Consider the following 13,910-nt stretch of genomic DNA (forward strand, 5'->3'; position numbering starts at 1 on the left):
GGCACCGCCCCTGCACAGGAGAACCACCGATGCGCCTCGCCGACATGACATCGTCCGCCTTCCACGCCCGCGCACCACAGAGGTGCGCGATCATCCCGGTCGGGGCCGTCGAACCCCACGGGCCACACCTACCGCTGGGTGCGGACACGATCATCAGCGACTACTTCGCCCGCCGCCTGGCCGTCGACATCGACGCCTGGATCTCCCCGACGATCGGCTACGGCGTGGCCACCCCGCCACAACGGCTCGGCGGCGACTTTCCCGGCGTCATCGCGATCACCGGATCGACCTTCACCCGACTCGTCACCGACGTGCTGAGGTCCCTGACCGAACACGGTGTGCGCCACCACGTCCTGCTCAACTCGGCCATCGACAACATCAGCTTCCTGTGCGAAGCCGCCCGCCATATCAACGTTATGTTCCCCGACACCAGGATCATGGTCCTCAACTGGTGGGACGTCGTCGGCGAACCCTTCCGCGACACCCTCGCCCGCGAAACCGGCGTCGCCCGCAGCGACGACCACCACGCCGGGATGGTCGAATCCAGCCTGGTCATGCACATCGCCCCCGACACCACCCGCCCCGAACTCATCGCCCCCGACCAACCCGGCCCCGGCCCGCGCCGGTTGCGCTACCACGTGTTCCCGCTGCCGCAGGATGCGGCGACACCGTCGGGGATCGTCTACACCGCCCGCAAAGCCAGCGCCGAGATCGGCGGCCGCGTCGCCGACCAGGTCGCCCGCGAACTCGCGGCCGCGGTCCGACTCGAGTTCGACATCGACGCACCGAGGCCGTGATCACCGTGCCCGCACCCGACTCGACACACTTCCTGTTCTCCCCCTCATCGACCTACCCCCGGCCGGTGGCGTGTCTGATCGACCGCGACGCCGAGATCGTCCACGCCTGGAGCAACGATCTCGACCAACCCGATCCCTGCACCCGGCCTCCCGGATACCTGCGGGGCTGGAACCACATAGAACTCGCCACCGACGGCAGCCTGTACGCCACAGTGCCACTGCACTCGTTGCTGAAACTGGCGCCGGACTCCTCGCTGATCTGGCGCGCCGAACTGCCCGTCCACCACGACCTCGACCTCACCGACTCCGGGCAGGTCTACGTCCTCACCGAAGAACCCCGGCTCCTCGACGGTCGGGACGGACCGTTCGTGCTGCTCGACAACTCGATCACCATCCTCGACGACACCGGCACAGCCACCGCGACCCACTCCCTGTTCGACCTGCTCACGAGCGACCCGGATCTGTCCGCGCTGATCACCGGCCATATCGAGGACCGCCGCCGCTCCTCGCACCATCACACCGCCCTGGCGATCCATCACGACCTCGCCGCGATAGGACCCGTACGGCCGGGGCGTGAGACGTCGCGGCCACTGCGCGACCTCCCCGGATCCCCGTCAGATGTTCTGCACGCCAACACCATCGAGGTCCTGACCGCACACCCGGCAGGGCTGTGGAGCGACCGGGATGTGCTCGTGTCGATGCGGGAGTTGGACTGCGTCGCGGTCGTGGACCTGCTCACCGGCACGGTGCGGTGGTGGTGGGGACCCGGTGAGCTGTCGGGCCAGCATCAGCCGACGATGCTGCCCGACGGCCACCTGTTGGTGTTCGACAACGGCCGACGCAACAGATACTCCCGAGTCCTCGAGGTCGACCCGGCCAGCGGCGCGATCGTCTGGCAACACCATGGCGACCCGCCACGAAACCTGTTCTGTGCCTTAGCCGGTGGAGCCGAACCGCTCGACGGCGGCAACGTTGTCATCAGCGACGCCCAGGCAGGCCGGGCTTTCGAGGTGACCCGCGACGGCCACACGGTATGGGCTGTGCGGACCCGGACCGCGACCGGCGAACCTGCCCAGTTCTATCGGATGGCGGCAGTCCCCGCCACCACCGCAGCCTCGGTGTTCGGGCACACCGATCACCCGCAGACCCGATCGGCCCGCGACCAGATCCGATGCGAACTTCTCACCCCTGCGAGGCGGACACGATGATCACCGTCATCATCCCCACCTACAACCGGCCCGGGCCCCTGCACCGGGCGCTACGCAGCCTGGTCCGCCAGGAACACCCCGACTTCGAGGTCGTCGTCATCGACGACGGCGGAACGCTGCCCGCCCGTCCTGTCGTCGAGGGGTGGCGCACCACGTTGCCGATCCGCCTGATCGAGACCGATCGTCGCGGCGTCTCCGCCGCCCGCAATACCGGATTGGCGACAGCAGCCGGTGAATTCGTCGCGTTCCTCGACGACGACGACATCATGTTGCCCCGCCATCTGCGCGCCGCACACACCGTGTTGGACCGCGGCAGCGCCGACGCCGTCTACGGTGGCGCGCTCGTCAGCTCCCGCTGGATCGAATCCACGCCCCGCGACGTGCGCTGGCTGCCACGAAAGGACTACGACTTCGACAGCCGGTTCCTGTTGACCGCCAACTACATTCACACCGGCTCACTCGTGTGCCGCAACTTCGCCGACACCGCGGCCCGGTTCACCGAATCGATGACCCATTGCGAGGACTGGGACCTGTGGCTGAGGCTGCACCACAGCCTCGGATACCGGTTCGCCTACCTCGGCGAGACCACCAGCGTCTACCACCAGGTCCCGCGGTCCGGTAGCGCGGTCTCGGCGGCCTACCTGTCAAGCCCGACCCCGTTCACCCTGGCCCGTCGACACCTGTTCCGCACCTGGCCCAGCACCGACCCGCAGATCAGCGACTACCGCGCCTGGTTCACCGAATTCGACACCCGCCTCGACCGGCTCATCGATCGAGGCCGACCGGCACCCGCCCATATCTACGAATCCGCCGTACGGGCACTGCACCGCAGCTTCGTCGACGGTGCGCCCGCCGACCGCAGCGTCCTGGATTCGATCCTGCCCGAATACCGCTTCACCCCGAAGACAACCCCCTCGAGTCAGGTATCCGATGTCCGCCGATGACGCTGTCACCACCTCCTACGACCGGTTCGCTGCCGCGTTCGCCGCCGAAGCAGCTCACAGCCCCTACAACGCCCACTACGACCGGCCCGCCGTGCTCGAACTGCTCGGCGACCTCACCGACCGCGTCGTTCTCGACGCCGGATGCGGACCCGGCCTCTATGTCACCGAACTTCTCGCCCGCGGCGCCCACGTCATCGCCGTCGACGCCAGCGCGAACATGATCGATCTGGCCCGCCGCCACGCCGCCGGACAGATCACCCTGCGCCAGCACGACCTCACCCGACCGCTGTACTGGCTGGCGTCGGACAGCGTCGACATCGGCCTGCTCGCTTTGGTCATCCACTACATCGACGACCGGATCGCGCTACTGCGCGAACTGCACCGGGTCCTGCGCCCCGGTGGGCACCTGATCATTTCGACCAGCCACCCCACCGCCGACTGGCTCACCGCCGAGGGGAGCTATTTCGATGTCGGCTGGGTCGAGCAGAAATGGGCCTGCGGCATCGGACACCGTTTCTGGCGCCAGCCGCTGCACGCATGGTGCGCGGAGTTCACCGCGGCAGGCTTCGCGATCAGCGCGATCACCGAACACCAGCCCACCGCCGACATGGCCCACACCCACCCCCGCGACCACGAAACCCTCACCCGAAAGCCGGGCTTCATCGCCTACCGCCTCACCAAACCGACCAACACCGGTCACAAGACCGACAACGATGCCTGACATGCCAGAATGCGGCATGGCAAACACCCCGGGTTCTCCAGTGATCGCCGTCGTCAGCGGCCCACCCGGAGCGGGTAAATCCACACTCGCCCACGCCCTCGCCACCCGCACCGGCCTGCCCGCGATCATCCGCGACGAAATCAAACAGGGCATGGTCTCCGCGTCCACATCACCCCACGACACCGGGTACGACGACCTCAACATCCCCACACTGCGTGCCTTCTTCGACGTTCTGACCGTGCTCGCCCGAGCGGGCGTGAGCGTCGTCGCCGAAGCCGCGTTCCAGGACAAACTCTGGCGTCCCAACCTGATCCCGCTCGCCGGGTTCGCCGACATCCGGGTCATTCATTGCACTGCCCCGCAAGCGATCTTGCATACCCGGGTCGCCCATCGCGCCGAAACCGACCCTCACCGCGAGGCACACAACGACCGCGATTTCCTCGCAGCGATCACCGCCGGGGCACCCACCGCTCAACCCTTCGTGCCGGTAAGGATGGACTGCGCGGAGCTGACCGTCGATACCACCGACGGATACCGCCCCGGCCTCGCCGAGATCGCGCAATTCATTACCCGACCAGGCCGCGACGCGGCCTGACCGGGGTGCCTCTAACCACCCCGGCGTGGAGTCACTAGCGGCTATCCGACACTCCAGTTGAGTCTTTCAGGGCCCCTCGCTGACCGCTGTGGCGATGCGGCCGATTTGCTGCCGGATTTGGTCTGGTGGCTGTTCGAGGTCGAGTGCCCATACGCTGATTTCGATACCGGCCCGGCGGATGGTGTAGGTCCGGCGCGTGGTCCGGACGCGTAGATGAGGTGCCCGCTGGTAGTGGCAGTTGCCGATCACGGCGCATCTTGTACGCCATGCCCGCATTCGCGAAACCGCTGTTCAACGCAGCCGTAACTCTGCCGCCAGTGGCACCGTCAGCGGCGGAGCGTCCTGGAGTTGACGGCCCAGCTTCTCGATGAACTTCCGCCCCCAGCTGAGGACTGCTCACCAGGCGCTGCAAGAGATCTTCAGCGGTCACCGCGGACCATACAGGCCGTCCCGGTGTGAAAGCGGAGTCGTCGGCTTCCAATCCCGCATTCACGATCTCGCGCGCAGCCGAATACACCTGTGCGAGACCAGGTCCCCACATGACCTGATCCTCACCCGAGTCCGTCAATCGTCCCCTCGATACCGCAATCCATGACCATCACATCGTGCCGCCACAGTAACTGTCGGCACGTTTTGCCCGACGATGGCACGCAAAATGCCCGGTCGATCTCCGGTGAACTTCGTGCTCACTGAGCCGACGGCCAGATGGCTCCCCACGCCCTTCGCGATCACTGCCGGACCGGGACCGGTTCCGGCCGAGATGAAAGTGCCGTACATGCATCGCCGGATCTCGCAACCATCCGAAACCAGCCGATCGGCCGTTTTCGTGTGTGTCCTCCAGTTGGCCTCCAACTGGCATTCGATATCGCGTACGTCCAACGTGGCGCATATGCCGCACTGGGAATGGAGATCTGAGATGAAATCGTACCTATGCCGCAAGCTGGCAAACCGAATCCGCGCGATTGATCCGACACTGAAAATCGAACTACGCAACGTTGGTGTAAACGGCGTTTCGTTCGGCTGCTCGGGGTTCGTGGTCAATCCGTTTACCGGCAGAACTGTCTACGTGAGCACCGATCACAACCACGGGACGCAGTACGACAACGCGCTGTACGGGACTGCCCCCGGTTCGGTTGACTCCTGACCTGTGAGGACCTGGTCCTCGCTGGAAGGATGTCACCATGCCCAAGCCCTATCCCGTGGAGTTCCGTCGCGACGTGGTCGCGCTCGCCCGCAAGGGCGAGATCCCGTTGCCGAAAATCGCCAAGGATTTCGGGATCTCGGTGAGTTGCCTGCAGAACTGGCTGCGCAAGGCCGATATCGAAGAGGGTCACCGGCCCGGTGTGACCGGCCAGGAGTCAGCAGAGCTGCGCGAGGCCAAGAAGAGGATTCGCGAACTCGAACAAGAAGCCGAGGTCATGCGCCGCGCGGTGGCCTATTTCTCCCGGGGCGTCAACCCAAAATGATGTACCCGCTGGTCCTTGACCTCGCCACCGACGGCATCCCCGTCGCGGTGACCTGCCGGGTACTGGAATTCTCTCGACAAGGGTTCTACAAGTGGAAGAAACACCCTGTCTCACAACGTGACTGGGATGACGCGCACCTGATCAACGCAGCCCTGGGGATCCATGCCGAGGATCCCGCGTTCGGGTACCGTTTCATCGCTGACGAGCTGCCGGCACGCGGGATCACCGCCGGGGAGAACCGGGTCGCCCGGTTGTGCTCGCAGCAGCGGATCTGGAGTGTGTTCGCCAAGAAGCGGGGCCTGACCCGCAAGTCCGGACCCCCGGTCCATGACGATCTGGTACAGCGCAAGTTCACCGCGGACACACCGAATGCGTTGTGGCTCACCGACATTACCGAACATTGGACCGATGAGGGCAAGCTCTATCTGTGCGCGATCAAGGACGTGCACTCCAACCGGATCGTCGGCTATTCGATCGATTCGCGGATGAAGGCGTCCCTGGCGGTGGCGGCGCTGGTGAACGCGATCGCGCTGCGGGGTCCGCAAGACACGATCGTTCATTCCGATCGTGGTAGCCAGTTCCGGTCTCGGAGGTTTGTTAAAGTGTTGGCGGACAACAGTTTACGAGGGTCTATGGGCAAGGTCGGGGCATGTGGCGACAATGCTGCGATGGAATCGTTCTTCGCGTTGCTGCAACGCAATGTGCTGGACCGCCAACGCTGGTCGACCCGGCAGGAACTGCGCCTGGCCATCGTGGTCTGGATCGAGAAGACCTACCACCGAAAGCGTCGACAACGCCGACTCGGGCGACTGACCCCGATCGAGTTTGAGACAATCAATCAGCCCGCACTCGCGGCCTGAAACACCACACCCCGCGAGTCAACCAAAGCCGGGGCAGTCCCTACCGCACCGCAAAGGACACGCGCGACTATACCGGCGGTATCAACCATTTTTCCGACTACCGCAGCCTAGCAGCAAACGTGGTCGCACTCGTGAACCCAACACCATCATGATCGCAAATGTGTTGACACACTTCGAATCTGCCACTTTCAAGGATGTAATCGCAGGTACGCCATGGTATTCCATCGCTCGCGAACACTGCCGAGCCATGCCTCGGTATCACCCCGTCTGACCGACGATAGAACAGGAAGAAGTCCCGCACCGATGATCCACTGCCTCTCGGAGGTTCGAACCTAACCGTTGACCCCGGGAACACCGCCTCTGCGGCGCCTTCGACCGACGGTGCGCGATCGGCCACCAGCGCGAGTCCGGCCAATTCCGTTGCAGCGCAACGTCTTCGGCCCGCTCACCCAGCGCGTACGAGGCAGGCTGGCGAGAAGTCCACTCGACCGAAGTTGTGTCGCGCCTCGGTGAGCGAGCGTCGCTCGTATTTCCGGTGGGCCCACTTGAACCATCCACCGAGCACCGTCGCGGCAACTCTCAGGCGCTCACCTCTGACCACAAGGCCATGAGATCGGTGCCGCCGTCACCGACCCACGACGACATCGCTGACACGACGCGGTGCTAGCCAATCTCCTGCCGCTGCTACGTGCGATCAGTGCCCAAGACCTGCGAGTCCGGCAATAAGGATGGAAATGACCGATACCGAAGAGCTCCAACAGATGTGGCCGAATGCCTGGCACCGGACCCACGACCGGTTGGATCTGAAGGCCCTGACCCCGGAAATGCACGAACGCACCTACGGATACTGGTACACCGTCACCGACGCGCAGATCCCGCACACTGGGTTCCGCACGCCGTTCGAGGTTCGGGTCTGGATGCACGTTCGTGGGTTCACCCTTCCCCCGGTCCCTCCCCGCCGACCGAGGCGAGTCGGCCATGATGCGAATCGTGGGCACCTACCACACTGCGCTGCATCGCGATGTGGACGCGTTCCAGGCGATAGACCCGATCTTGTGCCTGCCCGTGATATCCAACGCCGAATACACCCTCGGAAAGGTCACCGAGACCAGCGACGGGCAACGGGTCGTGCACCAACTCAACATCAACCACCTCGACGGCGTATTCCCCTGGCCCAGAGGACTCGGGATCACCGAGGGCCACGACGTGGTCCTCGAATACATCGAGCACGAGGGCCTGCCGGCGCTGATCCGCTTCTGCGATCGTGACGAGGGCGACGTTTCGCTGTGGCGGGCCGTACGCGGCCCGGACCAGCGTTGGCGCATCGAGGGCGACGAAGGCCCCGTCGAGTGGTCCTACCGCGACAACGAACTCGAGTTCGTCGGCGAACGGGACATCCCGCGGACCAGACGCATGCGATAGACCCCCCAGGCCAGCGTCGTCGACCTCCGGCGATACAGCAACCACCGGTCGAGGACATCGACCGAGACCAGCTCGTGGCCCGCAGCGCCCATGACTACCCTGCTCCCCGCCTCCACGACGTGAGAGTCAGCGCGCCCCAGCATGACCACGAGGGCCAACGGCCCACCGCGACAGCGACTCCGCCATGATCCCGCTGCATGACACCACCGCATCCGTGCCTACTCCCGAAAGGACAGCAGCCTGTGTCGAGTTTTCCCGATCCCGGCAGGTTCATCGCCGACAGCCTCACTCGAGTACCGCAACTGCCGCCACGCGCGGTGGTGCTGGTGCTCTCGGAGGTCCGCCTGGCCGGCCTCGATCCCACCGTGGCCACCGACGAGGTCCTGGAACCGTTTCGAAGCCTGGAGGTCGAGGCGTTGCTGGCCCATGCCGACGACTCTCTGGTCAAGGCGTTCATGGCCGATGTCTTTGCCGACAACCCGTGGGTTCGCACCGACCCGCTCGCGGTCACGCGGTGAGCCGCGGACGTCGCGCAGCCCTCCCGTCGCCAGTTGCTCGGACTCGTCATGGACTGGTGACCGCCGAGGACGGGCGTCGGATCGTGCGCTGCTACAGCCAGGACGGCCGGGACCACAAAGACCTCGACATGTCGATACTGACGACGCCGAAAGCTCTGCGGGAGGCGATGATCGCGGCGCTCGTCGCGCGCACGGCACCCGATGCTGGACTCACGACCACGCATTCGTTCGAGAGCAGCTATCGAGTTCTGGTGTCCTTCGATCGTTACCTCGCCGGACTTGCCGCGGTCCCGCAGAGTTTGGCCGAGGTCGGCTCCGAGCAATTCGACGGATTCCATGACGACCGCGAAGCCGCGGGTGTCAAGTCGATTCGGTGGCAACTGGCCGAGCTACGTCGGCTTCTGTTGCGCGCGAACGGCATCAGCGCCGCCCTGGCGGCTCGGCTGGCACAACCCCTCCCGCCCCTGCCCCCGAGCAAGCCCACGCACAGCTACACCAGGACCGAGCTGAAACGGATCGCCGAAGCGGCGAGAGCTACCCTGCGTTCGGCGGAACGACGCATCCGCGCCAACAGCGAGTTGCTGGACCGGTTCCGGGCCGGGAACCTCCACGTCAGCACCGATCTCGACTTGCGGCGCCGCCTGGAGATCCTCGACCATCTGGACCGGGTCGGCGACATCCCGCGCCGCACACGCTATTGCGGCAACCGCGTCTACGACGCGCCCGAGGTATGGGTGATGCTGCGCGGCAGGATCAAGGACGTCGTCGGCTGGCTCTATCTGATGCCGGAGGAGATCGCGGCGGCTGCGGTGCTGTTCGGTGTCATGACGGGGCAGAACCCGGATGTGATCCGCACGATGAACGCGGCGCATCACCGCGCCGACGGCGGCACCGGGGCGGGCACGGCGATCGTGGGTCTGCGCAAACCGCGCCGCGGGCACCGCGCCTACATGGATCTGGCGTTGTCGGAGGTCCCGGACTGGATCAGCATCCCGGACCAGCCGACCGATCTGTCGACCCGCGACACCCTGCACACGCCGTTCGGCCTCTACGTCCTGGTCCATGAACTGACCGCGCGGGCCCGGCAGTTCGCCGGCGGCGACCGCCTGCTGGTCGCGTACATGTCGTCCGGTGGTGGACGCAGCCTCAAAGGCCGTGGCTGGCGCGACATGCCGCTCAACGGGACCTTGGTCAGTGCTCTCGGCAGAACCTGGAATCTGCCGTCGGATGAGGTGGACGCGGACGGTCGCCCGGTGCCGATGCGTCCGCTGCGGTTGGAAACGCTGCGGATGACCTATATCGAGCTGCACCAGAAGCCGGTCGCCCATACCGAACGGACCGCGGCGACTCGCTATCTGGTCCGCGATCGCGGCAACATCAACGAATACCGCAAGGTCGTCGCCGAGACGCTGACCAGTGAAGTGGCCAAGGCACGAGCCCGCTCGACGATCGCCACGATGAGCACCGAGCAAGTCGCTCATGCCAACGAAAACCTGGACCGGGCCGCCGCAGAGATGGGTTTGGAGCCTGTCGTACTCGAGCGGATGCTCGCCGGCGAACTGGATACCGTGCTGGCCGCGTGCACCGACAACGACAACGGCCCCTACACCCCGCAGGAGCCGTGCCGAGCGTCGTTTCTGCTCTGCTTGGACTGCGAATGCGCCAGGGCGCTGCCTCGCCATCTGCCGTTGCAGGTGATCGTCCATGACCGGCTTGCGCAACGACGCGAGCAGATGAACGCGCTGCACTGGGCGCAACGTTTCGCCGGGCCGCACGCCCAACTGGCCGATCTGCTCGAACAACACGACCGCGTCGCCGTAGAGGACGCCCGCACCAGCGCAGGCGCCGCCGAACACGCACTCGCGGACCGCCTGCTGAACAGGGAGCTCGACATCCGATGACCTCTGCGGAACTCATCACCTTCGATGAACCGACCGGGTTTGCCCACGGACTGCCCGACGGCACGACATGGCCTGACGCGCACACACTGGTGCTGGCGAATCGGCAGATCAGACCAGGCGCCGACCCGGCGCGGCTGTCGCGCTTCGCCGATGACCGTTGGGACCTCAATCCCGCGATCTTCGAGGACCACGCACGCTCGCAGTCCCTCAATTTCGAGGTCGTCGCCGAACCGCTACGCCAGGCTACCAAGCACTACACCTGGCAGCTGATCAACCATTCCCGAGCCCGCACCCTGCGCCAGTCGGGCAGCCGCATCGCGATCCATACGATCGAGATCCTGTTCTACGGGGCGTTGCAGCACGTTCTGAACTGGTTCGCCGATCAAGGAGTCACCCAGTTCTGCCAGGTCACCGACGAGATGCTGTGGGACTACCTCAAGGCACTCGACCAAGACCGCGTCGCGGTCGCTCAACGCTACCGACGCATCACCGAGGTCCGGCGGCTCTGGATGCATCGGCAGATCCTGCCGCCCTTGCTGCGGCTGCCGCAGGCGCCGCCTTGGGATGGTGAGGACACCCAGGACCTGCTCGAACAACGTCGCGCGGACCGCGAGAACCGCACCAAGCGGATCAGCGAGCACACGATGCAGGCTTTGCTGGGCTGGGCGGTGCGTTTCGTCGAGAACTTCAGCCACGACATCGTGCCCGCGTGGGACGAGCACCGCAGACTGTTGAACCTGCGCCCGGAACACCTTCGCGGCAAACACTCCCGACGCCCGCGCGGCGGGCTCCAAGACGCGGTCGCGAACTACCTCGACCGGCTGCGAGAACGCGGCGAGCCCCTACCCGGCAAACGCCGCGCCGACGGAACCCTGGAACCGGCCTGGCGCCACATCGCCGCCCAACTGCGCTGCGCGCACGCGTTCCAGTCCACTCCCTCGGGCCGCATGATCACCGACTCCGGGTTGCCCGTCGATGAACACATCTATCTCGACACTGCCATCACCGCTGACCTGGACGGGCACCTGTGGCATCCCCGGATCACCGTCGATCAGGTGTCTCTGCTGGCCCGGCTCCTGCAAACCGCCTGTTTCGTGATCGTGGCCTATCTCTCCGGCGCCAGGGTCGGAGAGGTCCTCAACCTGCGGCGTGGCTGCGTCAGCTTCGACCCCGCCGCAGGGCTGTGGCTGATGGAAGGGCTCTACTTCAAAGGCGCCGAGGACGGAAACAAGATCCCACACGGCGCGATACGCGAAGAACCCTGGGTGGTCATCGAACTCGTCGCCCACGCCGTCGAAGTCCTCGAACGGCTGCACGAGAGCCATCTGCTGTTCCCCAACCGGCTCAAGCCGAGAAACATGGGCCCAGAGGTCAAACGACGGGGCGAGGCCCGCTCAGACCGACTCATCGCAGTCGATCTCGCCGAGTTCACGGCCTGGGTCAACGAGTACTGCCACGGCAGGGACCGCACCGATCTCATCCCGGCCGACCCGGGCGGGCCGATCGCCGCCAGTCGTTTCCGGCGCACATTGGCGTGGTTCATCCGACGTAGGCCGCGGGGACTGATCGCCGCCTCGATTCAATACGGCCCACCCATACCCGAATGCTGCAAGGCTACACGGGGTCCTACGAGGCCGGATTCCTCGACGACTACGCCTTCGAGGACTGGCTGTTCCGCATGGAAGGCATCGCCGAGGACGAACAGCGCCTGCTCGCCGGTGAACACGTCAGCGGACCAGCCGCCGACACCTACCGCTACCGTGTCCACGCCGCGGCCCGCGAATTCGCGGGCCGTGTCCTGCACCGCGAACGCCACGTCCGCGACCTGCTCGGCAACCCTGTCCTCCAGATCCATCACGGCGAGGCGATCACCTGCGTCTTCGACCCAGCCAAAGCGGCCTGCCAGCTCCGAGGCACCGCGGATGACCCCATGGTCACCCCGGACACCGACGACTGTCGACCCCGCTGCCGCAACATCGCCCGCACCGACCGCGACATCGCCCGCGTCCAGGAAGCGGCCGACGAACTGGCCGAGATCGTCAACGATCGGCTGACCCCACCCATCCGCCACGCCCGCGAACGCCACGAACTCGACCGACTCCTCACCATCATCGACAACCACCGAACCGGAGCCCCGCAGTGAACGCCCTGTCCCTCGCCGGGGAGACCGATCCGGTTCGCCGTGACATCATCGCGGCCATCAACCGCCTGCTGGCCGGTACTCCGCGACGGTCCCGAGGACGACTCAACATCTCCCAACTCGCCGTCGAGGCCGACGTCAAACGATGGCGCCTCACCCATCAACACACCGACCTCAAAGACCGGTTCCAAGCCGAGATCACGCACGCCGAAACCAAACAGGCAGCGATCATCCGATCCGCCGACGACTACGAAGACCTCAAACGCAAACACGCCGACCTGAACCGCCACTGCCGTGACCTGGAAAGACGCCTCGCAGTGTACGCGGCCGCACTCAACCAACTCGCATTGGAGAACGCAGCCCTCACCGACCGCGACGCCGACGCCGCCAAAGTCAGAACGCTGCCGCGAGGACGTCGACCAATTCCCTGACACTGCGAACATTCCGCCCGGACGCGCCCCACCGAGCCGCACCCGAGGGCCACCGCAACCCTGCGTCGGCAACCGACTCGACATCATTTCCAGCGACACCGGTTCCGCTCTGGTACAGAAACCGGCCCGCCGCACCCCCACCATGCCGAAATCGCGGACAGCGCGACGATCGCAGGCTGTGCTCACCGGTTCGGCAACCTGCGCAGGTGCCGCCCGCTGAATCGCCGCACAACGAGTGGTGGAACCGGATCGCTCCCATCGGAGGTGTCCACGGAGTGTCGATGCCCTCGATCTCGCCGTGACGCTTCAGCTGGTGGTCAAGCGATCGTGATGTCGTCGATTTCCAGTGCTGTCGCGTCAGCCAGCTCCTGCACGAGCGGGACCGTGCTACATGATGGATCAAGCGAGATGACGTCGGTGCTGGACTTTCCGGAATTTCCCGGCCATCGTAAAGCGACCTCAGCTCCCGATCGCATCCGCAGAAGTACTCCTTGACCGCTGTCCACCCTTTGGAAAGTCTTATCGACGCGGCCCTCTATCGCGGGCCAGCCCACGGCGATTCGGGCTATCGGCTCCTTGTCGGCGAACTCCTGCCAGCGGGATATGGAAACCTCTTGGAGAGCGGGGGCAATCCATGGACGTAGCGAATCCAATTCGGCAATCACGCGCGCCAGAAAACCTCTCACCTCTCCGGTGGAGAATTTTACGCCTACAGTCGTATCTAATTTTTCCCCGGAGTCGAGCGAAGATTGTAAAGCCTGGTATTCCTGATCAATTGTCAGATCGCCCAGCGGTTTGGTGACCAGCAGGTTTGCGACACGCCGGGCCTCGGCGTCATTCAGTTCCGAGGCGAACTGGCATATATATAGGACGGCATTCACGACAGGGCGCCAGTTATCCGACACTT

General features: G+C 65.3%; 15 protein-coding genes. 12 read left to right on the forward strand and 3 right to left on the reverse strand.

Annotated features, from left to right (window positions below):
• The first annotated feature begins 29 nt into the window (after positions 1-29).
• The 10 genes from OG225_RS42300 (at position 30) to OG225_RS42345 (ending at position 10,432) form a co-directional block, all read left to right on the forward strand.
• A complete protein-coding gene (locus OG225_RS42300) occupies positions 30-797 on the forward strand; it encodes a creatininase family protein (RefSeq protein ID WP_405183586.1) in 768 nt (255 codons plus the stop codon).
• Positions 794-2,005: an arylsulfotransferase family protein gene (locus OG225_RS42305; protein WP_331758037.1), complete on the forward strand. Its 1,212-nt coding sequence runs from the start codon at positions 794-796 to the stop codon at positions 2,003-2,005. The genes OG225_RS42300 and OG225_RS42305 overlap by 4 nt, the downstream gene beginning before the upstream one ends.
• Complete coding sequence (locus tag OG225_RS42310) at positions 2,002-2,949, forward strand: glycosyltransferase family 2 protein (RefSeq protein WP_405183587.1); 948 nt, start codon at positions 2,002-2,004, stop codon at positions 2,947-2,949. Before OG225_RS42305 ends, OG225_RS42310 begins: the two co-directional genes overlap by 4 nt.
• Positions 2,936-3,670: a class I SAM-dependent methyltransferase gene (locus OG225_RS42315; RefSeq protein ID WP_331758039.1), complete on the forward strand. Its 735-nt coding sequence runs from the start codon at positions 2,936-2,938 to the stop codon at positions 3,668-3,670. The genes OG225_RS42310 and OG225_RS42315 overlap by 14 nt, the downstream gene beginning before the upstream one ends.
• Before the next feature lie 16 nt (positions 3,671-3,686).
• Complete coding sequence (locus tag OG225_RS42320; protein WP_405183588.1) at positions 3,687-4,265, forward strand: AAA family ATPase; 579 nt, start codon at positions 3,687-3,689, stop codon at positions 4,263-4,265.
• A 673-nt stretch (positions 4,266-4,938) separates the two neighbouring features.
• The gene (locus tag OG225_RS42325; RefSeq protein ID WP_405183589.1) at positions 4,939-5,409 is read left to right on the forward strand and encodes a hypothetical protein; all 471 of its coding nucleotides are present in this window, start codon (positions 4,939-4,941) and stop codon (positions 5,407-5,409) included.
• A 37-nt stretch (positions 5,410-5,446) separates the two neighbouring features.
• Positions 5,447-6,591 (forward strand): IS3 family transposase gene (locus OG225_RS42330; RefSeq protein WP_331758043.1). Its coding sequence is split into 2 segments (ribosomal slippage): positions 5,447-5,726 and positions 5,726-6,591, totalling 1,146 coding nucleotides; the frame shifts between segments, so codons are not numbered across the junction.
• 978 nt (positions 6,592-7,569) lie between these two features.
• The gene (locus OG225_RS42335) at positions 7,570-8,013 is read left to right on the forward strand and encodes a hypothetical protein (RefSeq protein WP_331758044.1); all 444 of its coding nucleotides are present in this window, start codon (positions 7,570-7,572) and stop codon (positions 8,011-8,013) included.
• A 242-nt stretch (positions 8,014-8,255) separates the two neighbouring features.
• The gene (locus tag OG225_RS42340) at positions 8,256-8,531 is read left to right on the forward strand and encodes a hypothetical protein (RefSeq protein ID WP_405183590.1); all 276 of its coding nucleotides are present in this window, start codon (positions 8,256-8,258) and stop codon (positions 8,529-8,531) included.
• Positions 8,532-8,587: 56 nt separating this feature from the next.
• Positions 8,588-10,432 carry a hypothetical protein gene (locus OG225_RS42345; RefSeq protein ID WP_331758048.1) on the forward strand — a complete coding sequence of 615 codons (1,845 nt, stop codon included), beginning with the start codon at positions 8,588-8,590 and terminating at the stop codon, positions 10,430-10,432.
• A gap of 233 nt (positions 10,433-10,665) precedes the next feature.
• On the opposite strand, the gene OG225_RS42350 is transcribed toward OG225_RS42345, so the two are convergent.
• Together OG225_RS42350 and OG225_RS42355 are read right to left on the reverse strand one after the other, a co-directional pair.
• Positions 10,666-11,199: a hypothetical protein gene (locus OG225_RS42350; protein ID WP_405183591.1), complete on the reverse strand. Its 534-nt coding sequence runs from the start codon at positions 11,197-11,199 to the stop codon at positions 10,666-10,668.
• Positions 11,200-11,274: 75 nt separating this feature from the next.
• Positions 11,275-11,757 (reverse strand): hypothetical protein, encoded by a 483-nt coding sequence (locus OG225_RS42355; protein ID WP_405183592.1) that lies wholly within the window; start codon positions 11,755-11,757, stop codon positions 11,275-11,277.
• 278 nt (positions 11,758-12,035) lie between these two features.
• Here OG225_RS42355 and OG225_RS42360 point away from each other — a divergent pair, with 278 nt between their 5' ends.
• Entirely contained in the window at positions 12,036-12,575 is a 540-nt protein-coding gene (locus OG225_RS42360) for a hypothetical protein (RefSeq protein ID WP_405183593.1), read from the forward strand.
• The gene (locus tag OG225_RS42365) at positions 12,572-13,003 is read left to right on the forward strand and encodes a hypothetical protein (RefSeq protein WP_331758052.1); all 432 of its coding nucleotides are present in this window, start codon (positions 12,572-12,574) and stop codon (positions 13,001-13,003) included. The genes OG225_RS42360 and OG225_RS42365 overlap by 4 nt, the downstream gene beginning before the upstream one ends.
• Before the next feature lie 317 nt (positions 13,004-13,320).
• On the opposite strand, the gene OG225_RS42370 is transcribed toward OG225_RS42365, so the two are convergent.
• On the reverse strand, positions 13,321-13,908 hold the full coding sequence (locus tag OG225_RS42370) for a hypothetical protein (RefSeq protein WP_331758054.1): 588 nt from the start codon (positions 13,906-13,908) through the stop codon (positions 13,321-13,323).
• Between the last annotated feature and the right edge of the window lie 2 nt (positions 13,909-13,910).

The sequence above is a fragment of the Nocardia sp. NBC_01377 genome, from assembly GCF_045040005.1.
Lineage (GTDB): Bacteria > Actinomycetota > Actinomycetes > Mycobacteriales > Mycobacteriaceae > Nocardia > Nocardia noduli.